17 protein-coding genes are annotated in these 23,589 nt (G+C 71.7%); 3 read left to right on the top strand and 14 right to left on the bottom strand.

Going from position 1 to position 23,589, the window contains the following annotated elements; translation table 11 throughout:
• Positions 1 to 69 precede the first annotated feature (69 nt).
• The 5 genes from aroA to CCZ36_RS26740 form a co-directional block, all read right to left on the bottom strand.
• Positions 70 to 1,311 carry a 3-phosphoshikimate 1-carboxyvinyltransferase gene (gene aroA, locus CCZ36_RS26760; protein ID WP_069739286.1) on the bottom strand — a complete coding sequence of 414 codons (1,242 nt, stop codon included), beginning with the start codon at positions 1,309 to 1,311 and terminating at the stop codon, positions 70 to 72.
• 95 nt (positions 1,312 to 1,406) lie between these two features.
• Positions 1,407 to 3,362 (bottom strand): acyl-CoA dehydrogenase family protein, encoded by a 1,956-nt coding sequence (locus CCZ36_RS26755; RefSeq protein ID WP_128818733.1) that lies wholly within the window; start codon positions 3,360 to 3,362, stop codon positions 1,407 to 1,409.
• 229 nt (positions 3,363 to 3,591) lie between these two features.
• Positions 3,592 to 5,037, bottom strand: a complete 1,446-nt coding sequence (locus CCZ36_RS26750; protein WP_069739288.1) for an aldehyde dehydrogenase family protein — start codon at positions 5,035 to 5,037, stop codon at positions 3,592 to 3,594.
• Positions 5,038 to 5,241: 204 nt separating this feature from the next.
• Positions 5,242 to 6,825 (bottom strand): PucR family transcriptional regulator, encoded by a 1,584-nt coding sequence (locus tag CCZ36_RS26745; protein ID WP_128818732.1) that lies wholly within the window; start codon positions 6,823 to 6,825, stop codon positions 5,242 to 5,244.
• A 196-nt stretch (positions 6,826 to 7,021) separates the two neighbouring features.
• Positions 7,022 to 9,553 (bottom strand): ATP/GTP-binding protein, encoded by a 2,532-nt coding sequence (locus CCZ36_RS26740; RefSeq protein ID WP_128818731.1) that lies wholly within the window; start codon positions 9,551 to 9,553, stop codon positions 7,022 to 7,024.
• A 267-nt stretch (positions 9,554 to 9,820) separates the two neighbouring features.
• Here CCZ36_RS26740 and gabT point away from each other — a divergent pair, with 267 nt between their 5' ends.
• Entirely contained in the window at positions 9,821 to 11,161 is a 1,341-nt protein-coding gene (gene gabT / locus CCZ36_RS26735; protein ID WP_069739290.1) for a 4-aminobutyrate--2-oxoglutarate transaminase, read from the top strand.
• A 149-nt stretch (positions 11,162 to 11,310) separates the two neighbouring features.
• Positions 11,311 to 12,156, top strand: a complete 846-nt coding sequence (locus CCZ36_RS26730; RefSeq protein WP_128818730.1) for a phosphatase PAP2 family protein — start codon at positions 11,311 to 11,313, stop codon at positions 12,154 to 12,156.
• Here the strand turns inward: CCZ36_RS26730 and CCZ36_RS26725 are convergent.
• The 8 genes from CCZ36_RS26725 to CCZ36_RS26690 all read right to left on the bottom strand — a co-directional run bounded on the left by CCZ36_RS26725 (position 12,122) and on the right by CCZ36_RS26690 (position 21,921).
• Complete coding sequence (locus CCZ36_RS26725) at positions 12,122 to 13,948, bottom strand: chitinase (RefSeq protein ID WP_128818729.1); 1,827 nt, start codon at positions 13,946 to 13,948, stop codon at positions 12,122 to 12,124. The two genes, CCZ36_RS26730 and CCZ36_RS26725, sit on opposite strands and share 35 nt — an antisense overlap.
• Positions 13,949 to 14,038: 90 nt before the next feature.
• The gene (locus CCZ36_RS26720; protein ID WP_128818728.1) at positions 14,039 to 14,539 is read right to left on the bottom strand and encodes a hypothetical protein; all 501 of its coding nucleotides are present in this window, start codon (positions 14,537 to 14,539) and stop codon (positions 14,039 to 14,041) included.
• Between the two features lie 136 nt (positions 14,540 to 14,675).
• Positions 14,676 to 16,091: an NAD(P)/FAD-dependent oxidoreductase gene (locus CCZ36_RS26715; protein WP_128818727.1), complete on the bottom strand. Its 1,416-nt coding sequence runs from the start codon at positions 16,089 to 16,091 to the stop codon at positions 14,676 to 14,678.
• A 23-nt stretch (positions 16,092 to 16,114) separates the two neighbouring features.
• Positions 16,115 to 16,918 (bottom strand): ABC transporter permease, encoded by an 804-nt coding sequence (locus CCZ36_RS26710; RefSeq protein WP_069739295.1) that lies wholly within the window; start codon positions 16,916 to 16,918, stop codon positions 16,115 to 16,117.
• Positions 16,918 to 17,859: an ABC transporter permease gene (locus CCZ36_RS26705; RefSeq protein WP_069739296.1), complete on the bottom strand. Its 942-nt coding sequence runs from the start codon at positions 17,857 to 17,859 to the stop codon at positions 16,918 to 16,920. The genes CCZ36_RS26710 and CCZ36_RS26705 overlap by 1 nt, the downstream gene beginning before the upstream one ends.
• Positions 17,856 to 19,013 carry an ABC transporter ATP-binding protein gene (locus CCZ36_RS26700; protein ID WP_069739297.1) on the bottom strand — a complete coding sequence of 386 codons (1,158 nt, stop codon included), beginning with the start codon at positions 19,011 to 19,013 and terminating at the stop codon, positions 17,856 to 17,858. Before CCZ36_RS26700 ends, CCZ36_RS26705 begins: the two co-directional genes overlap by 4 nt.
• Before the next feature lie 71 nt (positions 19,014 to 19,084).
• Positions 19,085 to 20,332: an ABC transporter substrate-binding protein gene (locus tag CCZ36_RS26695; protein ID WP_069743969.1), complete on the bottom strand. Its 1,248-nt coding sequence runs from the start codon at positions 20,330 to 20,332 to the stop codon at positions 19,085 to 19,087.
• A gap of 74 nt (positions 20,333 to 20,406) precedes the next feature.
• A complete protein-coding gene (locus tag CCZ36_RS26690) occupies positions 20,407 to 21,921 on the bottom strand; it encodes a gamma-aminobutyraldehyde dehydrogenase (protein WP_128818726.1) in 1,515 nt (504 codons plus the stop codon).
• A gap of 206 nt (positions 21,922 to 22,127) precedes the next feature.
• On the opposite strand from CCZ36_RS26690, the gene CCZ36_RS26685 reads away from it, so the two are divergent.
• Positions 22,128 to 22,676 (top strand): NADAR family protein, encoded by a 549-nt coding sequence (locus CCZ36_RS26685; RefSeq protein ID WP_128818725.1) that lies wholly within the window; start codon positions 22,128 to 22,130, stop codon positions 22,674 to 22,676.
• A gap of 149 nt (positions 22,677 to 22,825) precedes the next feature.
• On the opposite strand, the gene CCZ36_RS26680 is transcribed toward CCZ36_RS26685, so the two are convergent.
• The gene (locus CCZ36_RS26680; protein ID WP_128818724.1) at positions 22,826 to 23,467 is read right to left on the bottom strand and encodes a DUF4190 domain-containing protein; all 642 of its coding nucleotides are present in this window, start codon (positions 23,465 to 23,467) and stop codon (positions 22,826 to 22,828) included.
• Between the last annotated feature and the right edge of the window lie 122 nt (positions 23,468 to 23,589).

The following is a 23,589-nucleotide window of genomic DNA, read 5'->3' as shown; positions in this document are numbered from 1 at the left end:
CCCCCATTGTTGCCGCTCCGGCTGTGTGCGGGGACAGCGCGTCCCGGTGGGCGGCGCCCGCGCCCTCGTTCAGCGCCCCTGGAGGCCGTGCGCGAAGTCCGCGAACGCCTCGTGGAAGCGCGGGAACGTCTTGCGTACGCAGCCGGGATCGTCGTACGTCAGGCCGGGTGTGCGCAGTCCGGCGACGGCGAAGGACATCACGATCCGGTGGTCGCCGTGGGTGGCGATCTCGGTGGGCTTCGGCGTGCCGGGGTGGATCTCGATCCGGTCCGGGCCGGTGTGAACGGTGATGCCCATGGCGCGCAGGTTCCCGGCGCACGCCTCCAGTCGGTCGCACTCCTTGACCCGGGTGTTGGCGACGTCCTCGATGACGACGGGTCCGTCCGCGTAGGGGGCGATGGCGGCGAGGGTCGGCATGGTGTCGGAGATGTCGCGCATGTTGACGGTGATCCCGCGCAGCCGGCCGGTGGAGCGGACGGTGGTGGCGTCGGGGCCGACGACGACCTCGGCGCCCATGTCCCGCAGGACGTCGACGAAGCGCAGGTCGCCCTGGAGCGCGCCGGTGCCGAGACCGGGGACGGTGACTTCGCGGCCGGTGAGGGCGGCGGCGGCGAAGAAGTAACTGGCGGTGGAGGCGTCGGGCTCGACGGCGTAGGAGGTGGCCCGGTAGCCGCCGGGAGGGACGGTGAAGGTGTTCCCCTCCCGCTCCACCTCCACGCCGAAGTCGCGCATCATCGCGAGGGTGATCTCGACGTACGGCGCGGAGACCAGCTCGGTGACCTCGATGCGCAGGCCCTTCGCGGTGAGCGGCCCGAGCATCAGCAGTGCGGTGAGGTACTGGGACGACTCCCCCGCGTCCAGGGTGAGTTCGCCGCCCTCGATCCCGGCGGCGCGGACGGTCAGCGGGTGGTGCCCTTCCGCTCCCCCGTGGCACAGGTCGACGCCGAGGGCGGTGAGGGCCCGGGTGAGCGGGGCGAGCGGGCGGCGGCGCATCTGGGCGGAGGCGTCGAAGCGGTACGTGCCGGAGGCGGCGGCCGCGACGAGGGTGGGCAGGAAGCGGGCGGTGGTCGCGCCGTCGCGGCAGTAGACGTCGGCTTCGGTGGCGGCGGGCCCGGCCGGACGCCCCTGGACGCGCCAGCGGTCGGCCTCCTGCTCGACCGTGTAACCGAGGTTCTTCAGGCCTTCCGCGAAGCCCTCGGTGTCGTCCGAGCGCAGTGGCCGCAGCAGGGTGGTGGCGCCGTCGGCCGCTGCGGCCAGGAAGAGGGCGCGGGCGGTGACGGACTTGGAGCCGGGGATGTCGATGACGGTCACGGCGCTCATCCTGCCCCGGGGCGGGCGGGCCTGGCGGGGTGTGTCCGGTGCGTGGACGCGGTGGGCGCACCCGGCACACCCCGTACGGCGGGTCGCTAGCGCAGCGGCCGGTGCTGGTTCTCCTGGACGGAGGGGCCCGGGGTGGCGTCCGCGATCCAGGGGCCTTCGCCGCTGGGGTCGATGACGCCTTCCTCCAGCCAGGTGTACGTCCCCGACAGGACGCCGTCGACCACGCGCCGGTCGAGGTCGTCGGTGTTGGACCACAGACGGGTGAACAGTTCCTCGACCCGGATGCGGGCCTGCTCGCAGAAGGCGTCGGCGAGCTGGTACGCCTCACGCCCGTGCTCCCCCGCCCCGCGCAGGTGCTCGGCGCGGACGCAGGCGGCGCTCATGGCGAAGAGTTCGGCGCCGATGTCGACGATCCGGCCGAGGAAGCCCTGTTTGGTCTCCATCCGGCCCTGCCAGCGGGACATGGCGTAGAAGGTGGACCGGGCGAGCTTGCGCGAGCTCCGCTCGACGTACCGGAGGTGGCCGGAGAGGTCGCGGTGCCCGACCGGGTGGAACTCCGCGTACGTACGCGGCAGCTGCCCCGGTCCCGCGACGAGCTTGGGCAGCCAGCGGGCGTAGAACCCGGCGGCGTTGGCGCCCGCCTTCGCCTTGGCGGAGAGCGGCTTGTCGGGGTCGATGATGTCGCCCGCGACCTTGAGGTGGGCGTCGACGGCCTCGCGGGCGATCAGCAGGTGCATGATCTCGGTGGAGCCCTCGAAGATCCGGTTGATCCGCATGTCGCGGAGCATCTGCTCGGCCGCGACGGCCCGCTCCCCGCGGGCGGCCAGCGATTCGGCGGTCTCGAATCCGCGCCCGCCGCGGATCTGCACCAGCTCGTCGGCGATCAGCCAGCCCATCTCGGAGCCGTACAGCTTGGCGAGGGCGGCCTCGATGCGGATGTCGTTGCGATCCTCGTCGGCCATCTGCGAGGAGAGGTCGACAACGGCCTCCAGGGCGAAGGTGGTGGCCGCGATGAAGGAGATCTTCGAGGCGACCGCCTCGTGCCGGGCGACGGGCCGACCCCACTGCTCGCGTACGGCGGACCATTCACGGGCGATCTTCAGCGACCACTTGCCGACGCCGACGCACATCGCGGGCAGCGAGAGGCGGCCGGTGTTGAGGGTGGTCAGGGCGATCTTCAGCCCGGCCCCCTCGGGTCCGATCCGGCAGGCCCCGGGGACCCGGACGCCATGGAAGCGGGTGACGCCGTTCTCGATGCCGCGCAGGCCCATGAAGGCGTTGCGGTGCTCCACGGTCACGCCGGGGGCGTCGGCCTCGACGACGAACGCGGTGATGCCGCCGGGATGTCCTTCGGAGGCGGGCACCCGGGCCATGACCACGAGGAGATCGGCGACGACCCCGTTGGTGGTCCAGAGCTTCACCCCGTCGAGGACGTAGTCCGGACCGTCGGGCACGGCGGTGGTGGCGAGGCGGGCCGGGTCGGAGCCGACGTCCGGCTCGGTCAGCAGGAAGGCGGAGATGTCGGTGGTGGCCAGCCGGGGCAGGTAGACGTCCTTCTGCTCCTGGGTGCCGAAGATCTTCAGGGGCTGCGGTACGCCGATCGACTGATGCGCGGAGAGCAGCGCGCCGATGGCGGGGCTGGCGGAGCCGACGAGAGCGAGCGCCTTGTTGTAGTACACCTGGGTGAGTCCGAGCCCGCCGTACTTGGTCTCGATCTTCATCCCGAGGGCGCCGAGCTCCTTCAGCCCGCTGATCACCTCGTCCGGGATCCGCGCCTCGCGCTCGATCCGGGCGCTGTCGATGTGGGCCTCGCAGAACGCCCCCAGCCGCGCCAGGAACTCCTCGCCGCGCCGTATGTCGTCGGGCGGCGGCAGGGGGTGCGGATGGATCAGGTCGAGCCGGAAGCGCCCCAGGAACAGCTCCTTGGCGAAGCTGGGCTTGCGCCAGTCCTGCTCCCGGGCGGCCTCGGCGACCCGGCGCGCTTCCCGTTCGGTGACCTTGGGGGCTCCGGGGACCTGGGGGGTGTTGTGTGGTGCGGACATGAGGGACCTCACCTCGCCGCGCGTGACCAGGAGGGATGGGCCGTCCGGGACGCACGGACTGCTAGTCGCTGCTTACTGGTCCGTATGTAACCCGTGTACCCGTGGTTCGGCACCCGCACCAGCCCCCGCGCACGGACACGCGGACGGCCCGAACCCCCGCACAGTGGGTTCGGGCCGTCCGCCCGCGCCCCCGTCCGGATGCGCTGTCCGGGCGGGGGTGGTCCGGGTGTTACAGGGCGAGGCCGGTGAGGACCAGGACGCGCTCGTAGGTGTAGTCGTCCATGGCGTAGCGGACGCCCTCGCGGCCGACGCCGGACTGCTTGGCGCCGCCGTACGGCATCTGGTCGGCGCGGTACGAGGGGACGTCGCCGATGATCACGCCGCCGACCTCCAGGGCCCGGTGGGCGCGGAAGGCGGTCTGGAGGTCATGGGTGAAGACGCCTGCCTGGAGGCCGTACTTGGAGGAGTTGACGGCGGCGAACGCCTCGGCCTCGCCGTCGGCCTTCTGGATCGACATGACCGGGCCGAAGACCTCTTCGCAGGAGAGCGTGACGTCGTCGGGGAGGGAGGCGAGGACGGTCGGGGCATAGGTGGCGCCGTCGCGCTTGCCGCCGGTGAGCAGCTCCGCGCCGCCCTGGACGGCCTCGTCGACCCAGGACTCGACGCGCTTGGCCGCGTCCTCGCTGACCAGGGGGCCGACGTCGGTGGCGGCGTCGGCCGGGTCGCCGGTGACGAGGGCCTCGACGGCGGCGACGATCTTCGGGACGAGGCGGTCGTAGACCGAGGCGTCGGCGATGACGCGCTGCACGGAGATGCAGGACTGGCCGCCCTGGTAGTTGGAGAAGGTGGCGATCCGGCCGGCCGCCCAGTCCAGGTCCTCGTCGGAGGCGTAGTCGCCGAGGACGACCGCCGCGCCGTTGCCGCCGAGCTCCAGGGTGCAGTGCTTGCGGGGCACCGACTCCATGATCGCGTAGCCGACCGGGCCCGAGCCGGTGAAGGAGATGACCGGCAGCCGCTCGTCCTGGACCAGGGCGGGCATCTTGTCGTTCGGGACCGTCAGGACGGACCAGGAGCCGGCCGGGAGGTCGGTCTCGGCCAGCAGCTCGCCGAGGATGAGCGAGGAGATCGGCGTCGCCGGGGCCGGCTTCAGGATGATCGGGGCGCCGACGGCGATGGCCGGGGCGACCTTGTGGGCGCTGAGGTTCAACGGGAAGTTGAAGGGCGCGATGCCGAGGACGGCCCCGCGCGGGAAGCGCCGGGTCAGCCCGAGGCGGCCGGTGCCGCCGAGGTCGGTGTCGAGCCGCTGGGCCTCACCGCCGTTGAAGCGGCGGGCCTCCTCGGCGGCGAACCGGAACACGGACACGGCCCGGCCGACCTCGCCGCGGGCCCACTTGATCGGCTTGCCGTTCTCCGCCGAGATCAGCTGGGCGATCTCCTCGGTGCGCTCCGTCAGCCGCCGTACGACGTGGTCGAGCGCCGCGGCCCTCACGTGCGCCGGGGTGGCGGCGAACTCGTCCCGTACGGCGTGGGCGGCGGCGACGGCCTCCTCGACCTGGGCGTCGGTCGGCACGCTGACGGTGCCGACGAGGCGCCCGTCGTACGGGTTGGTGACGTCGAAGCTGTCGGCACCGGTGGCCCGGCGGCCGGCCACCCAGAAGGCGTGGGGCGAAGTCATGGAGGTTCCGGCCCTTCGGAGGTCGTGAGGAGATGGGGATGTGTCTCGTCGTGGGCGCCCGGAAGGCTCCCCTCTGTGGTCCCACGGTAGGGCGGACAGGCGCTCAGGGCGTTTGTCCGGCGTGGAGCGGAGCGGGGGCCGGGTGCGCCGAATTGGCGGAAGGAGTGTGGGTGGAGCGCGGATCGCCCGCCCGACGGGCGGCGTTCAGCCTCTGGAGTCCTCGGCGGGCGTGGTCGCCGCCGTCGCCTTGAGGGCGAGCCACAGCTCCATGCGGACGTCCGGGTCGTCCAGAGAGCGGCCGAGGATCTCCTCCACCCGGCGCATCCGGTAGCGCAGGGTGTGCCGGTGCACGCCCAGGTCGGCGGCGGCGGCGTCCCACTGGCCGTGGCGGGAGAGCCAGGCGCGCAGGGAGGCCACGAGATCGCCGCGGCCCTTGGCGTCGTGCTCGTGCAGGGCGCGGAGCATGCCGTCGGCGAAGGCCCGTACCGCGTCGTCGGCGAGCAGCGGGAGAACCGAACCGGCGGCCAGCTCCTCGTGCTCGACGAGGGCCCGGCCCCGGCGGCGGGCGACGGAGAGGGCCTGTTCGGCCTGCTTGTACGCGGCGGAGACAGCGATCGGGCCGGCGGGGGCGGAGAGCCCCACCACGACGTCGCTGTCCTCGGCGCCGCCCTCGCGCGGGGCGCGGTCGTCCTGGGCCTCGGCGTAGGCGGCGCAGGCGGCGACGGCGGCTCCACCGTCGGCGGCGAGCACGACGACGCGTTCGCCCTCGGGGACCAGGAGGAGCGCCTCGCCGGTACGGGCGGCGGCGGCCTCCATGGTCTCGGTGAGCAGTTCGGGTCCGGCGGGCGCGGCTGCCTCGGCGATCAGCAGCCGGAACGGGGCGTCGAGCAGCCCGCCGTAGAGGTCTCCGGCGACGGCCCGGGCATGGTCGGGCTCGCCGGCGAGGAGCATCCGCAGGACGGCGGCGCCAAGGCGTTGCTCCGCGCCCTGGAGGGAGCGCGAGCGGGCGGTGGTGAGGGTGAGGAGGGCGACGGCGGAGTGCACGGCGTACCGCTCGGCGGTCCCGAGCGCCGCGCCCGTGCCGACGGCCAGTGCGCCGCGGGCACGGCGGCCGGTGCCCAGCGACTGGAGCTCCACCCGGTCCTCGCTGTCGGCGACGACGATGCTGGCGGGGGCGGGTCTGTCCCGGAGGCGTTCGACGTCGGGGGTGAGGGCGGCGGCGCGGCGGGCGGCCCAGTCGGGGGCGGCGGCGAGGACCACGCCGGAGGTGTCGTACAGGGCGGCCCAGCCGTCGATGTGAGCGGCGAGCCGGGCGAGGAGGCCGGCGGGCCCGTCCCCGGCGAGCGCGGCCTTCGTCAGCTCGCGCTGGGCCTCGAAGCCCGCGGTGACCGCGCGGTACTGGTCGGCGGCGATGGCGGCGGAGACGGCCTTGCTGATGGCGAGGAACGGGGTGCGGCGGGGGACTTCGAGGAGCGGCAGACCCGCTTCCTCGGCGGCGTCGACGAGCGCCTCGGGGATGTCGTCGTAGTTGACCCCGACCGCGAAGCCGACCCCGGCGACTCCGGCTCCGGCCAGCCGCCGCACGTACCGGCGCATGGAGTCGGCGTTCTCGGCGTCGAGGTTGGTGGCGGTCACGAGGAGGAGTTCGCCGCCGTCCATGTACGGGACGGGGTCGGCGAGCTCGCTGGCGTGGGCCCAGCGCACGGGGGTGCCGAGCCGGTCCGCGCCCGCCCGCACGGTGAGCTTGAGCGCCGAGTGCTGGACGAGCGAGGCGAGCGTGGGGGGCATGGGCGGGGAACCCTCGGGGTCGGGGACGATGTCGCGGGCGCCGCCGCACGGACGACCGGTCCCCCGGCCGTGACGGTGGCCCCGTATTTCGCCGTCCCGTATGAACGGCTCCCTCCGATTCTGCCAGGCTGGCAGGGTGCCGGTAACCGCTCTCCGTCGACCTTTGCGTTACTTCCGGGTAGCCGGTCGAGCCGTCTCAGCCGTCGAGGTGGACCAGGAGAGGCGGTGCGTGTTCGCCCTGGACAGTGGTGAGGGAGAGCACCGCGTGACCGGCGGGCACCCCGTACGCCAGCTCGGACGCCGACCAGCGTTCCCGCTCGACCTGCCGTACGGTCACGGCGTCCGTGGTCACGGCCTTGCCGGTGACGAGCTTGCGCAGGGCGTGCAGGGCGCGGGTGAAGGGCTGGTCGGCGAAGACGGTGTGCTGGGCGACCTCGCGGGTCTCCACCCACTCCTTGCCCCAGGCCTCGGCGAAGCGTTTGCCGTCCCAGGTGGTGATGCCGGAGAAGGCCGCCGTGCAGCCGACCGCGCCGAGCAGCGGGGTGTGCAGGGCCTCGGGGACGTCGTCGACGGTACGCAGGGCGAGCACCGCACCGGCGTTGACCGAGCGCAGCCGGCGGATACCGCGGACGGTCTCGGCGGTGACGGCGTGGGTGGCGTCGTCCAGGACGAGGCAGACGAAGAGCGAGGTGTCGGTGCGGGCGGCGGTGATCGCCGTGAACTGGGCGAGGAGCAGCCTGGTCAGCAGCCGGGACGCCTCCGCGTGGCCGCGCTCCGGCAGGTCGACGCGGACCCGCAGCGGGTACTGGCCGAGCGCGCGCAGCTCGAAGGGGCGGGCGTCCGGGCCGGTGGCGAAGAACCCGGCGAACGTGGACCGGTCGAGCAGGGCCACCCGGTCGGCGAGGGCGGGCGCCGGGTCACCGGGGCCGCCCGCCTGCCGGGCTCGCGCGTCCAGCTCCCGGAGCATCGCGTGGTGCCCGGCGGATTCCAGGGAGGCGCGGAGTCCGGCGAACGCGGCCGGTGTGCCGTCGAGGAGTTCGCGAAGTTCGGGCACGGAGGGAAAGTGGCCGTAGGCGGTACGGTACGGGCCGAGCAGTTGGGCGAGGACGGTGGCGGCGCGGCGGCTGTCGAGGCTGCCGACATCGCCGACGAGTCCTTCCGCGAGGATGGCTGCCGCCTCGTCGGGGTCGGTGGTGCCGCCGTACAGATCGATGTCGTGGGCGGAGCCGGGGTGGCCGACGCGGACGACGACGTCGAAGGCATCGTCCGGGCCGAGCGGCTCACCCGCCCCGCCGACGGCGAGGACCGCCGCCTGTCCGGCCAGCGCACGCAGGGCGAGCGCTTCGACGACCGGCCGGATCAGCCGAGCGGACTTCCCGGCGCCGGGTGGCCCGACAGCGAGCAGGGAGGTGCCGAGCAGCGCGGGGTCCAGGGCGAGGCCCGTACCCCGGCGGATGTAGGGGTTGTGCGGGTCGTCGGCGCACCGGCCGATCCTGACCTGGCCGGTGAGCACGTCGTGGCGGGCGGTCCGCCGGGGGAGGTCACGGTGGCCTGAGGGGTGCAGGGCAGCGGCCCCGCCGGTCCGCAGGACGGACTCCGCGAGGGGGCCGAGCCGGTCGGGCCGCCGGGTGGCAAGCGCCCAGGCGTGGCGCAGCCGGGCCACGTCCACGTCGTTCATGCGGCCGGTGCGGACCTCGGCGGTGAGGGTCTCCGCCGCGTCGGTCCAGCCCGCGGCGCGCAGTTCGGGCCACTGGTCGGCGGAGGTCGTGGTGGCGGGGGCCGAGGTGTCGGCCGGCGCGGGGGCGGAGCCGCTGCCCCAGCGGGTGGCGATCAGATCGTGCCAGCGGCCGAGCCGGGCGAAGGGCCAGAGGACGGCGGCGGCGATCAGCCCGTAGATCACGTTGACGACGGTCTGGCTCTGGTAGATCTCGCCGCCCGCCACGGAGGCGACGAGGACCAGGACCGGGCGGACGACCGGGAGCGTCTCCTTCCAGACGAGCAGCTGGGTGAGGCCAGCCGCGGCGGCCGCAGCAAGGGCGAGGAAGGGCTGGCCGCGCTCCACGACATGGCGGCGGAAGAGTTCGGAGAAGTTGCCGATCCGGCCGCAGCCGTAGGCCAGCAGGCCGAAGAGGATCGCCTCGTACACCGTGAGGGCGTCGCTGCCCTCGATGGTGCGGGGGCCGCCGGACGTGCCCGGGTTCCACCACTCCCCCGGGGTGAAGAGCTTCAGCGGGACGAGGCGGTAGGGGAGGTAACCGTTGCGCCACAGCGACCACAGCAGCAGCGCGGAGAGCAGGGCGATGAGTGCGCCGACGAGCAGCGACCGGTCGGAGACCCGCTCGGACTCCTCGGGCGGGGGCGGGGTGTATCCGTACCGCCAGACACCCGGTTCCTGCTGGGGGCGGGGTGTGCGCAGCCAGGCGTCGACCGGGGATCCGGGGGGCGGGGGCGCGGTGGGCGGGACCGCCGGGGCGGGACCGGCCGGGCGGTGCTCCATCGACGGGGCGGACGCGGCCCCCGAGCGCCGCTGCTCCGCCGACGGGCCCGGGTGCCGGTCTGCCGGGTACCGGAGGCCCTCGTTCCGGTCGCCCGGGTGGCGGTCGGCCGGATGCGCGCCGGTGGCGGGGTTCGGTACCCGCGGCGGGTGCGCGGGCGGTGGCGGAACGGCCGGTCCGGGGGCCTTGTCCGCGCTCGGTCCCCGTACACCCCGCGTGCCGTCGTCGTCCATGAACCACTGCCCCCTTGACCTGCCGGTCCGTCCGCTGCCCCGGTCAATCTAGTGCGCCCCCACGGTGAGTTCAGCAACGCGCCCGGATAGTGACCGTCGGGCCCCCCGCGGACCCGGCCCGCACCCGCACGGCCAGCAGCTCCCCCACCTGTCCGCCAAGGACAAGGACACACCCCCCACCACTCCCGATCGGAGCATGCCCGCACCCCTCCCCCACCCCTAGCCTGCAGAAAAGAAGAGCGTCCGAAACACCCCCAGGAGCCCCGCATGACCGCAATCCCGCAGGAGCGCCGCGTCGTCACTGCCATCCCCGGCCCGAAATCCGTCGAGCTGCAGGCTCGTCGTACCGCGGCCGTCGCCGCGGGTGTGGGCTCCACCCTGCCGGTGTTCACCGCCCGGGCCGGCGGCGGGATCATCGAGGACGTGGACGGGAACCGGCTGATCGACTTCGGGTCCGGGATCGCCGTGACCTCCGTGGGCGCGTCCGCCGAGGCCGTCGTGCGGCGGGCCTCCGCGCAGCTCGCGGACTTCACCCACACCTGTTTCATGGTCACGCCGTACGAGGGGTACGTCGAGGTCTGCGAGCAGCTCGCCGAGCTGACGCCGGGCGACCACGCGAAGAAGTCCGCGCTGTTCAACTCGGGCGCCGAGGCCGTCGAGAACGCGGTGAAGATCGCCCGCGCCTACACCAAGCGCACCGCCGTCGTCGTCTTCGACCACGGCTACCACGGCCGCACCAACCTCACCATGGGCATGACGGCGAAGAACATGCCGTACAAGCAGGGCTTCGGCCCGTTCGCGCCCGAGGTCTACCGCGTCCCGGTCGCCTACGGCTACCGCTGGCCGACCGGGGCCGAGAACGCCGGGGCCGAGGCGTCCGCGCAGGCCATCGACGCGATCACCAAGCAGATCGGCGCCGACAACGTCGCCGCGATCATCATCGAGCCGGTGCTCGGCGAGGGCGGCTTCATCGAGCCGGCCAAGGGCTTCCTCCCGGCGATCGCGCAGTTCGCCAAGGACAACGGCATCGTGTTCGTCGCGGACGAGATCCAGTCCGGCTTCTGCCGTACCGGCCAGTGGTTCGCCTGCGAGGACGAGGGCGTCGTCCCGGACCTGATCACCACCGCCAAGGGCATCGCGGGCGGCCTGCCGCTCTCCGCCGTGACCGGCCGCGCCGAGATCATGGACGCCGCGCACGCGGGTGGCCTGGGCGGTACCTACGGCGGAAACCCGGTGGCCTGCGCGGGTGCGCTCGGCGCCATCGAGACGATGCGCGAGCTGGACCTGAACGGGAAGGCCAAGCGGATCGAGGAGGTCATGAAGGGCCGCCTCGCCGAGATGCGGGCGAAGCTCCCGAACGGCGACATCATCGGTGACATCCGCGGCCGCGGCGCGATGATCGCGATCGAGCTGGTGAAGTCGGGCACGAAGGACCCGAACCCGGAGGCGGCGGGCGCGCTCGCGAAGGCCTGTCACGCCGAGGGCCTGCTCGTCCTGACCTGCGGCACGTACGGCAACGTCCTGCGCTTCCTGCCGCCGCTGGTGATCGGCGAGGACCTGCTCAACGAGGGCCTCGACATCATCGAGCGGGCGTTCGGCACGCTCTGAATCTCTCGAACCCGGGTGCGTACGGCGGCGGTCCCGCGCCGCTGCCGTACGGCGTCCGGGTGAGGGCCTGTGAAGAAGGTGTGCGGGGGCGATGGCGGGAGGCGGTGCCGACTGTCGGTCGCCCTTCCACTGCCGTACGGTTTCTGCAGATGAGAGAAACACCTCGGCCCCGGGAAACCGCGGCCGACTCCGGGCCGGGGCTCCCCCAGCACCGTCCGGAGCGTGCGTTCGCGCACGCCGGAGCCGATGGCTCCGGGACTCCTCACCGATCGGACGGCCGCCCGCCCCACACCCCCCGGGGCGCGCGGCGAACCGATCCCGCCGGCCATCCCGGAACAACCCCCCCTGTTCCCGGGTGGCCGGCCCCCCTCGTTTCCGGATACGTCTGGGGTGTTCTCGGTCTGCTCGCGGTTCTCTTCGCGCTGATCACCTGGCAGGTCGTCGTCGAGGGTCCGCTGTTCCGGCTCGACGAGCGGGTGGGCGGAGAACTCTTCGGGCAGGGCCCGGCCCCGCTGACCCAGGTTCTGTCCGACCTCGGCGGGATGCCCGTGGCGCTTCCGGTGCTGAGCTGCGCGATCGCGTACGCCCTGGGGCGCCGTGCCCTGCGGCTCGCCGTGTCCGCGGCCCTCACCATGGCGGCGGTGCCCGCGCTGGTGATCCCGCTGAAGGTGGCCACCGCCCGGCAGGGGCCCCTGACGGAGGCCGTCAACTACTACCCGTCCGGTCATACGGCGACGGCCGCCGTGGCGTACGGGGCCTCGGCCCTGGTGCTGCTGGCTCTGGGGCGACCGGCGTGGCTGCGGGAGGCTTCCTGGCCCCGGGCGTGGATGATGCCCGTCGCCGCGATCCTGCTGACCACGGCGACGGGCATCGGTCTGGTGCTGCACGGCTACCACTGGCCGCTGGACGTGCTGGCCAGTTGGTGCCTGGGGCCGTTGGTGCTGGCGCCCCTCGGGTGGGTCAGCTGCCGAAGTATCCGTCGAAGTTCCGGCTGAACTCCCAGCTGTTGAAGCGGTCCCAGTTGATCGACCAGGTCATCAGGCCGCGCAGGTCGGACCAGGTTCCGCGGGTCTGGTAGGAGCCGCAGTCGGTCTTCTTGATCAGGCAGTTGAGCGCCTTGTTGACCTCGGCCGGGGTGGTGTGGCCGTTGCCCGCGTGGGTGGAGGCCGGAAGCCCGATGGCGACCTGGCCGGGGCGCAGGCCGGGGAAGACCTTGGTGGTGTCGCCCGCCACCGGGAAGCCCGCGAGCAGCATGTCGGTCATCGCGATGTGGAAGTCCGCGCCGCCCATGGTGTGGTACTGGTTGTCCAGGCCCATGATCGGGCCCGAGTTGTAGTCCTGGACGTGCAGCAGGGTCAGGTCGTCGCGCAGCGCGTGGATGACCGGCAGGTAGGCGCCGGCGCGCGGGTCCTGGCCGCCCCAGGGGCCCGAGCCGTAGAACTGGTAGCCGAGCTGGACGAAGAAGGTCTCCGGCGCCATCGTGAGGACGAAGTCGGAGCCGTACCTCGCCTTGAGGGACTTCACCGCGGCGATCAGGTTGACGATCACCGGTGATGTCGGGTTGCGGAAGTCGGTGTCCCCGGTGTCCAGGGAGAGCGAGTGGCCTTCGAAGTCGATGTCGAGGCCGTCGAGACCGTAGGTGTCGATGATCTTCGAGACCGAGGTGACGAAGGCGTCCCGGGCGGCGGTGGAGCCGAGCCGCACCTGTCCGTTCTGGCCGCCGATCGAGATCAGCACCTTCTTGCCCGCGGCCTGCTTGGCCTTGATCGCGGCCTTGAACTCCGCCTCGGACTCGACGTTCGGGCACTCGGCGGCCGGGCAGAGCGAGAAGCGGATGTCGCCGGAGGTGACGGAGGTGGGCTCGCCGAAGGCGAGGTTGATGACGTCCCAGGAGTCGGGCACGTCCGCCATCCGCGTGTAGCCGGAGCCGTTGGCGAAGCTGGAGTGCAGATAGCCGACGAGCGCGCGGGCGGGGAGCTTGGTGTCGCCGCCCCCGCCTCCGCCTGCCGTGGTGGTCGCCGTGATCGCCGCCGACTTCGCGGATTCCCCGGCCGCGTTGGTGGCGGTGACCTGGAAGCTGTACGCGGTCGAGGGCGTCAGGCCCGTCACGGTGGCGGAGGGGCCGGTGGCCGTGGCCACCTTCGTACCACCGCGGTAGACGTGGTAGCCGCTCGCGCCGGACACGGGGTTCCAGGAGAGCGCCACGGAGGTGGACGTGAGCGCGGTGGTCTTCAGGCCGCCGGGGACGGCCGGGACCACGACGGGGTCGCCGCCCGGGCCGACGAGGGTGAGGTCGTCGACGTAGTGGGCGGGGGTGCCGTACCAGCCGTGGGTGTAGACGCTCACCGCCGTGGTGTTCGGGCCGGTGGTGAACGTGGTGGTGAGCTGCTTCCAGGCTCCGGAGGACTGGGTCCAGGTGGAGACGTCCGTGGTGCCGGTGCCGGAGGCGCCGAGGTAGACGTGACTGCCCTGCACCCAGGCGCTCAGGGTGTACGAGGAGTTGGGCTTGACCGTGATGGTCTGGGAGCACTTGGCGTGGTCGCTGCCGGCCGGCGTCGCCTTGAGCGCGAGGGCGCCGGTGCGCTTGGGTGCGGTGACGGCAGCCCCGCTGGAGTTCGCGCAGCTCCAGCCGTCCAGGCCCGCCTCGAAGCCGCCGTTGCGCACCAGGTCCACGTCGGCGGCGCCCGCCACCGGAGCCGAGGTGACCAGGGCTCCGACGGCGAGCAGGCCGGCCGAGCAGGCGGCCAGAAGTCTGGAGAATCTGACGATGGGTCCGGTGCGTTCCACAACAGCCTCCGCGCAGGGGGGAATTCGGGGTGTGGCGTGCGCACAACATGGTCCAGACCAATAGGGTTGTCAAGACCTCTGGCAACCCGCTCAGCCCTCCGGGCGCCCTTCACGGGGGTCCCAGCCTCCATGGGCACCCCGGGCGTCCCGGGCGGCGGCGCCCGCCGCCTCGTGCATGGCGAGTTCGAGGAGCGCGGCGTCGGTGAGGGTTCCCGAGCCGTCCGGCGGGATGAGCCAGCGCACTCCCCCGGCGGCACGCCCCGGATACGGCACGACGATCCAGGTGCCCTGGCCGCAGCCCCTGACCCCCGTGCCGATCCAGCGGGAGACGGTGCCCGGCGGGACGAAGAAGCCCATACGGGCCTCCCCGAAGTCCGCCAGAACAGGACCCGGGCGGTCGACGAGGCGGGTGAGGACGTCGAGCGTGGGACAGCCCAGCTCACCGGGGAGGATCAGCACGTCCCAGCGCCTGCCGGCGGGAAGGAGCGCGATCCCCTGCGGGTTGCGTTCCCATTCCCACCGGCAGGCGCCCGGATCCGGTGCCACCGATGTGAGCCACTCGATCGCGGCTTTCGTTTCCGGTCCCGTCATGATCAGCCTCCCGTTGACGTGAACACCGGCGGGGTTCCGCCGGTGCGTACACGTGCGAGAGAGCGCTCGGCCCCGACTGTGACGCGGGTTCGGGCTACCAGTCGGCAGTGAAGTGGGTCACATGCCGGGCGGGGTGTCAGCTGTCGAAGCCGAGACCCAGCTTGTCCATGGCCCTCAGCCACAGGTTGCGGTGGCCGCCGTTGCTGTCGGCGCGGGCCAGGGACCGCTTGGTGATCTCGATCCCGGCCCAGGCGAACGGCTCCGGCGGGAAGGGCATCGGCTTGGAGCGGACCATCTCCAGCCGGGTCCGTTCCGTCTCTTCGCCGGAGAGCAGATCGAGCATCACGTCGGCCCCGAAGCGAGTGGATCCGACGCCGAGACCGGTGAATCCGGCGGCGTAGGCGACCCGCCCCTGATAGGCCGTTCCGAAGAATGCCGTGAAGCGGGAACAGGTGTCGATCGCACCGCCCCAGGCATGCGTGAAATTCAGCCCGGAAAGCTGCGGGAAGCAGGTGAAGAACTGCTCCGCCAATTTCAGGAACGTCTCCGGACGCTGGTCGAGATCGGAGCTGAGCCGGCCCCCGTACGGATAGATGGCGTCGTATCCGCCCCAGAGGATCCGGTTGTCCGCGGAGAGCCGGAAGTAATGGAACTGGTTGGCGCTGTCGCCGAGTCCCTGGCGGCCCTTCCAGCCGATGGACGCGAGCTGCTCGGGGGTGAGCGGTTCGGTCATCAGCGCGTAGTCGTAGACCGGCACGGTGTAGGGCCGGACGCGCTTGACGAGCGAGGGGAAGACATTGGTCCCGAGCGCGACCCGGCGGGCGAAGACACGGCCGTACGGGGTGCGGACCGCCATCCCCGTACCGGAGCGGACGAGGTCGAGGCCGCGCGTGTGCTCGTAGATCCGGACGCCCCGTCCCTGACAGGCCCGCTTCAGGCCCCAGGCGAGCTTCGCCGGGTGCAGCATGGCGACGCCGCGGCGGTCCCAGAGCCCGCCGAGGAAGGTGGGCGAGTCGACCTCGGCGCGCAGGGCGTCCCGGTCCAGGAAGTCGACGCCGGTGATACCGAGCTTGACGATCTCCTCGTGCCATTCCCGCAGCTCATCGAGCTGGTGGGGCTCGGTGGCGACGTCGATCTCACCGGTCCGCTCGAACTCGCAGTCGATGCCGTAGCGGGCGACGGCGGCCTCGATGGCGTCGAGGTTCCGCTCCCCCAGCTCCTCCAGCTTCGCGATCTCGTCGGGCCAGCGCTCGACGCCGTTGGCCAGCCCGTGGGTGAGGGAGGCGGCGCAGAAGCCGCCGTTGCGGCCCGAGGCGGCCCAGCCCACCTCGTGCCCCTCGATGAGGACGACGTCCCGCTCCGGATCGCGCTCCTTGGCGATGAGCGCGGTCCACAGTCCGCTGTAGCCGCCGCCGACGACCAGGAGGTCGGTGTGCTCGTCGCCGGTGAGGGCGGGGAGCGCGTCGGGTTTGGCCGGGTCGTCGAGCCAGTAGGAGACCGGCTTGGCGCCGGCGATCGATTGTGCAGCAGTACGCATGGCAGCTGGGGCCATGGTTTCCAACTCCTTCAGGAATTTCAGTTCTGAGCGCTGCTCTTGCGGCGGCTCGCGATGAGCTGACCGACAAGAACCATCAGTACCGCAATCACGAACATGGCGGTGCCGATGACATTGATCTGCACGGGCGTGCCGCGCTGGGCCGATCCCCAGACGAACATGGGGAACGTGACCGTGGAGCCCGCGTTGAAATTCGTGATGATGAAATCGTCGAACGAGAGCGCGAAAGCGAGCAGCGCTCCCGCCGCGATGCCGGGGGCGGCGATGGGGAGGGTCACCCGTACGAAGGTCTGCACAGGGCCCGCGTACAGGTCGCGGGCGGCTTCCTCCAGTCTCGGGTCCATCGACATGACGCGCGCCTTGACGGCGGTCACCACGAAGCTGAGGCAGAACATGATGTGGGCGATCAGGACCGTCCAGAAGCCGAGCTCGGCGCCCATGTTCAGGAAGAGGGTGAGCAGGGAAGCGGCCATGACGACCTCGGGCATCGCCATCGGCAGGAAGATCAGCGAGCTGATCGCGCCGCGCGCCCGGAAGCGGTAGCGGACGAGCGCGAAGGCGACCGCGGTGCCGAGCGCGGTGGCCCCCAGCGTCGCCCAGAAGGCGATCTGGAGCGAGAGGGAGAGCGAGCCGCAGAGGTCGGCGACGCCGCAGGGGTCCTTCCAGGCGTCCAGTGAGAACTGCTGCCAGGCGTAGTTGAAGCGCCCCTTGGGCTTGTTGAAGGAGAACACCATCACGACGATGTTCGGCAGGATCATGTACGCGAGGGTCAGCAGACCCGCGATGACGACCAGGTTCCGGCGTATCCAGCGCAGTACGGGCATCAGACCAGGTCCTCCGTCCCGGAGCGGCGGATGTAGAAGGTGACCATCAGCAGGACGATCGCCATGAGGATGAACGAGAGCGCGGCGGCCGTCGGATAGTCCAGGACCCGCAGGAACTGGCTCTGGATGACGCTGCCGACCATCTTGGTGTCGGTGGATCCGAGCAGTTCGGCGTTGACGTAGTCGCCGCTGGCCGGAATGAACGTCAACAGGGTTCCGGAGACCACGCCGGGCATGGAGAGCGGGAACGTCACCTTGCGGAAGGTGGTGGCGGGGGTGGCGTAGAGGTCGCCCGCCGCCTCGTGCAACCGGCCGTCGATCCGCTCCAGCGAGGTGTAGAGCGGGAGGATCATGAACGGCAGGAAGTTGTACGTCAGACCGCAGACGACGGCCATCGGGGTGGCCAGGACCCGGTTGGACTCGGTCCAGCCGAGCCAGCTGGTGACGTCCAGGACGTGCAGGGTGTTGAGCACGTCCACGACCGCGCCGCCGTCGGCGAGGATCGTCTTCCACGCCAGCGTACGGATGAGGAAGCTGGTGAAGAACGGGGCGATGACCAGCACCAGGACGAGGTTGCGCCAGCGGCCCGCCTTGAACGCGATGAGGTAGGCGAGCGGGTAGCCCAGCAGCAGGCACAGGATCGTGGCGGTGCCCGCGTAGAGCAGGGACCGGATGAACTGCGGGTAGTACTCGCGCAGCGCGTCCACGTACGTCTGGAAGTGCCAGGTCACCTCGAAGCCCTGCTCCAGCGAGCCGGTCTGTACGGAGGTGGAGGCCTGGTAGACGAGCGGCAGGGCGAAGAAGACGAGCAGCCAGAGGATGCCGGGCAGCAGCAGCCAGTAGGGGACGAGCCGTTTGCGGGTGGAGGGCTTGCGGAGCGTCAGCTCCCGGGGCGCCTCGGGGTCCGGGGTCGGCGCGGGCGGCGCCTCGGTGGCGCTCACTCCGCGTCCTCCACGCCGGTGGCGCCCGCGTCGATGTCCTGGGCGGCGTCGAGGCCGAAGGTGTGGGCGGGGTTCCAGTGCAGGACGACCTCGGCGCCGGGGACCAGGCGGGTGTCGCGTTCGATGTTCTGCTCGTACACCTGGAGGGCGGTGCCGGCCGGGCTCTCGACCACGTACTGGGTGGAGACGCCGATGAAGCTGGAGTCGGTGATACGGCCGGTGACGCGGTTGCGGCCCGCGGCGATGGTGTCGGCGTCGTCCGTGTGGGCGAGCGATATCTTCTCGGGCCGGATGCCCAGCAGGAGACGGGCGCCGTTGCTGGTGGAGGAGGCCGAACACCGTTCGCGGGGCAGCGTGAGCTTTCCGCCGCCCGCGGCCACGACCAGGTCGTCGGCGGTGGAGACGATCTCGCCCTCGATGAGGTTGGAGGTGCCGAGGAAGTTGGCGACGAAGGTGGTGCGCGGGTTCTCGTAGAGGTCGGCGGGGGCGCCGAGCTGCTCGACGCGGCCGCCGTTCATCACCGCGACGGTGTCGGCCATGGTCATGGCCTCCTCCTGGTCGTGGGTGACGTGCACGAAGGTGATGCCGACCTCGGTCTGGATGCGCTTCAGCTCCAGCTGCATCTGGCGGCGGAGCTTGAGGTCGAGGGCGCCGAGGGGTTCGTCGAGCAGCAGGACCTGCGGGTGGTTGATGAGGGCGCGGGCGACGGCGACGCGCTGCTGCTGGCCGCCGGAGAGCTGGTGCGGCTTGCGGCGGGCGAAGTCGCCGAGCTGGACGAGCTCCAGCATCTCGTCGACCTGCTTCTTGACCGACTTGATGCCGCGCCGGCGCAGCCCGAAGGCCACGTTCTCGGTGATGTCCAGGTGCGGGAAGAGCGCGTAGCTCTGGAAGACGGTGTTGACGGGCCGCTTGTACGGGGGCAGGTCGGTGATGTCCCGGTCGCCGAGGAAGACCGTGCCGGTGGTGGCCTCCTCCAGGCCAGCGATCATCCGCAGGGTGGTGGTCTTGCCGCAGCCGGACGCGCCGAGCAGGGCGAAGAAGGAGCCCTGGGGCACGGTCAGGTCGAGCGGGTGCACGGCGGTGAAGGAACCGTAGGTCTTGCCGATCCCGGCGAGGCGGACATCGCCGCCCGCGGTCTGCTGCTGCTGTGTCATGGGTCGCAGTCCCAGTGTGTTCGGGGGAGTTCGGAGTGGGCGGGGCCGGTGGCGTTCCGGTGGCCGCCGGGTCAGGCGCCGATGAGCTTGGCGAACTTCTCCTCGTACGCCGTCTCTTCCTCCGTGCTCAGGGAGCGGAAGGAGCGGGACTTCGCCGCCATCTCCCTGTCGGGGAGGATCAGCGTGTTGGAGGCCATCGACTCGTCGATCTTCGCCAGTTCCTCGCGTACGCCGTCGACCGGGCAGACGTAGTTGATGTACGCGGCGAGCTGGGCGGCGACCGGCGGCTCGTAGTAGTAGTCGATGAGCTTCTCGGCGTTGGTCTTGTGCCGGGCCTGCGCGGGGACCAGGAGGTTGTCGCTGGAGGTGATGTAACCGGCGGCCGGGATCGCGAACCTGATGTCCGGGTTGTCGGCCTGGAGCTGGATGATGTCACCGGCCCAGCCGACGCAGGCGGCGATGTCGCCCTTGCTGAGGTCGGCGGTGTAGTCGTTGCCGGTGAAGCGGCGGATCTGCTTCTTGTCGACGGCCTTCTGGAGCCGGCCGATCGCGCCGTCGAAGTCGGCGTCGGTGAACTTGCCCGGGTCCTTGCCCTGGTCGAGCAGGGTCATCCCGACGGAGTCGCGCATCTCGGAGAGGAAGGAGACGCGGCCCTTGAGCTTCGGGTCGTCGAGGAGCTGGGTGACGGAGTCGACCTTGCGGCCGCCGGTCGCCTTCACGTTGTACGCGATGACGGTCGGGATGCCGGTCCAGGGATAGGAGTAGGCGCGGCCCGGGTCCCAGTCGGGGGTGCGGAACTGGGCGGAGACGTTGGCGAAGGCGTGCGGGAGGTTCGAGGGGTCGAGCTTCTGTGCCCAGCCGAGCCGGATGATGCGGGCGGCGAGCCAGTCGGTGACGCATATGAGGTCGCGCCCGGTGTTCTGGCCGGCCGCGAGCTGCGGTTTGATCTTCCCGAAGAACTCGACGTTGTCGTTGATGTCCTCGGTGTACTTGACCCTGATCCCGGTGCGCTTGGTGAACGCCTGGAGGGTGGGACGGCTCTTCTCGTCCTCACTGACGTCCATGTACTCGGTCCAGTTGGAGAAGGCGACCTCCTTCTCCTTGTCCGAGTGGTCGTCAAAGGCCGTACCGGTCTCGGCGCGCTTGGCGGGCGGGATGCCGCACGCGCCGAGGGTTGCTATGCCGCCGACGGCCAGCGCCCCCATGCCGGAGGCGCGCAGCAGGGAGCGGCGCGTGAGGGCGCCGCGTCCGCTGGTCAGGGATCGCCTCATGGCCGCCAGTTGGGCCGGCGTGAGGCGCTCGGGCTCGTAACTCTCCATACGCTGTGTGCCCTTTCGGGTGGGAGGCCGCCGGGGCCCGTCGCCGTGGACGGGGCCCGCTGGTGCGGCAGCTGCTATCGGTCCCCGAAGATCGTGCGGTGCCAGTCCTTGCGGGCGACCGCCGTGTTGTCGTACATGACGTGCTTGACCTGCGTGTACTCCTCGAAGGAGTACGCCGACATGTCCTTGCCGAAGCCGCTGGCCTTGTATCCGCCGTGCGGCATCTCGGAGAGGATCGGGATGTGGTCGTTCACCCACACACAGCCCGCCTGGATCTCGCGGGTGGCGCGGTTCGCGCGGTACAGGTCGCGGGTCCAGGCGGAGGCGGCCAGTCCGTACGGGGTGTCGTTGGCGAGCGCGATGCCCTCGTCGTCGGTGTCGAAGGGGAGGACGACCAGGACCGGGCCGAAGATCTCCGACTGGACGACCTCGCTGTCCTGGGCGGCGTCCGCGATGAGGGTCGGCCGGTAGTACGCGCCGTCGGCGAGGTCGCCGCCCGGGGCTTCGCCGCCGGTGACGACGCGGGCGTAGCCGCGGGCCCGGTCGACGAAGGCGGCGACGCGGTCGCGCTGGGCGTGGCTGATGAGGGGGCCGAGATCGGTGGCCGCGTCAAAGGGTGAGCCGAGCCGGACGGTCTCCATGAGGGAGGCGACGTCCCGCACGAAGGCGTCGTAGAGGGGGCGCTGGACGTAGGCGCGGGTGGCGGCGGTGCAGTCCTGGCCGGTGTTGATGAGCGATCCGGCGACCGCGCCGTGGACGGCGGCCTCCAGGTCGGCGTCGTCGAAGACCACGAAGGGGGCCTTGCCGCCGAGCTCCAGGTGGAGGCGCTTGACGGTGGCGGTGGCGATCTCGGCGACCCGCTTGCCGACGGCGGTGGAGCCGGTGAAGGAGGTCATCACGACGTCGGGGTGGCCGACGAGGTGCTCGCCCGCCTCCTTGCCCGCGCCGGTGACGATGTTGATGACCCCGTCGGGGATGCCGGCCTCCGTGGCGGCCTGGGCGAACATCAGCGAGGTGAGCGGGGTGAGTTCGGCGGGCTTGAGGACGATGGTGTTGCCCGCCGCGACGGCCGGGAGGATCTTCCAGGCGGCCATCTGGAGCGGGTAGTTCCAGGGGGCGATGGAGCCGACGACGCCGATCGCCTCGCGCCGTACGTAGGAGGTGTGGTCGCCGTCGTACTCGGCGGCGGCCTTGCCCTCCAGATGGCGGGCCGCACCCGCGAAGAAGGCGGCGTTGTCGACGGTGCCGGGGACGTCGAACTCGGTGGAGAGCTTGATCGGCTTGCCGCACTGGAGGGACTCGGCGTACGCGAAGTCGTCGGCCTGCTCGGCGAGGACGGCGGCGAAGCGGTGCAGGACGTCGGAGCGTTCGCCGGGGGTGGCGCCGGACCAGCCGGGGAAGGCGGCGCGGGCGGCGGCGACGGCCGCGTCCACGTCCTCGGTGCCCGCCAGCTCGTAGCGGAGCACGCTCTCGCCGGTCGCGGGGTTCACGATGTCGTGGTGGCGGCCGGACGTGCCGGGGAGCAGCTTGCCGCCGATGTACTGCGCACCTTCCGCGAAGCGGTCCTGAACCTGGAAGCCGTTGCTCATGACGCTCTCCTCCGCCGCTGTACCCGCTGGGCGGGGTCGGCGTAGCTCCTTCGTGAATTGAGTGCCGATCCTGACAGAGGGGTCCGCCCCCAACAAGTGATTCCGTTGTTGCCTTTTGGTTACGCGACGGAATCTGTCGACCATGTGTCGTGTCGGTGCGGAAATCCCCGTACGGAGTGTCAGTGGCGGATGCCACACTCACATGCATGGGACCGATCGATGAGCTTCTGGCGGACGTGGCGCGGGGCAGGCGGGTGAAGTATCTGCCGTTCTGGGGGCACCGCCCGCGCCCGGACGGACGGCTGGGAGCCAGTTGCCTGAGCCAGTGGTGGCCGTCGCCGTTCACGGTGGACGGGGTGACGTATGCGAGCGCCGAGCACTGGATGATGGCGGGCAAGGCGCGGCTCTTCGGCGATCCGGAGGCCGAGGCGGCGGCGGTGAGCGCGACGAGCCCGGCTGCGGCGAAGAAGGCCGGGCGGCTGGTGCGCGGCTTCGACGAGGACGTGTGGATACGGGAGCGGTTCGCCCTGGTGGTGGCGGGCAGCGTGCACAGGTTCGGGCAGGACCCGGAGCTGGCCGGCTATCTGCTGGGCACCGGGGACCGGGTGCTGGTGGAGGCGTCTCCGCTGGACCGGATCTGGGGCATCGGGCTCGCGGCGGACGACGAGCGGGCGAAGCGGCCGCAGGAGTGGCGGGGGCTGAATCTGCTGGGCTTCGCGCTGATGGAAGCCCGGGAGAGGTTGCGGGCGGGCTGAGCCCTCTGCGGTGCGGCGCGGGGCCGAGCCCCTTGCGTACGGGCGCCGCTCACGACGCCTCTCGTACGGGCCGCCGCTACGACGTCCGGCCGGGCCGGGAGTGCTTCCCTGCCCGGCCGGGATCGACACGACGTCCCTGGGTGTCCGCTCTAGCGGCGGTTCTCCACGACCAGCGACGTGGCGAACGGGTCGTCGTAGGTGCCGCCGTATTCGCTGTCGCCGTCACTGTCCGCGTTCGTGGCGGCCCAGATGATCAGGCCGAGGATCGCGGCGCCGACGACGATGCCGACGGAGCCGAGGATGACTCCGGCCAGCGCCATGCCCCGGTTGGTGGCCTCGCCGCGCTTGGCACGGCCGAGGCCGATGATGCCGAAGATCAGCGCGAGGATACCGAGGATGATGTTGAGGCCGTAGAGGCAGAAGCCGACCACGGAGACGATGCCGATCACCATGGCGGCCGTGCCCAGACCGTTGTTGGGCGCCGGGCCCCAGGCGGCCGGTCCGACGCCGTAGGCGCCGTAGCCGGGGTATCCGCCGTACGGCTGCGCGGGCGGGGCCGGGTAGCCGTAGTGCGCGGCGGGCGGTGGAGCCGCGTGGCCGGGGCCGTTCGGGCCGATCGGCGGCGGCGGTACGTCCGACGCCGGCCCGAAGCCGCCGGCCTGGGGTGTCGGGCCGGTGCCGTCCCCCGGTCCGGCGCTCGGCATCGACGTCACGGTCGGCTGGTCGTGGACCGCGGGCGGCGTGTGCGCGGCGGGCGGCGGCGTCTGTCCGCCCTGCTTGCCCAGATCCACCCTGGTGCTGTCCGGCGGTGCCCACGGATCGCGCGGCGCGGCCCCGCCCCGGGCTGCTCTCTGTTGTCTGACATGGGCCTCCCCCATCGTGGTCCCGTCATGCTACGGCCAGGCCTGACGGG

It is taken from the genome of Streptomyces sp. S063 (assembly GCF_002832675.1).
GTDB classification, from domain to species: domain Bacteria; phylum Actinomycetota; class Actinomycetes; order Streptomycetales; family Streptomycetaceae; genus Streptomyces; species Streptomyces sindenensis.
This window is presented reverse-complemented; position numbering and strand designations above follow the sequence as displayed.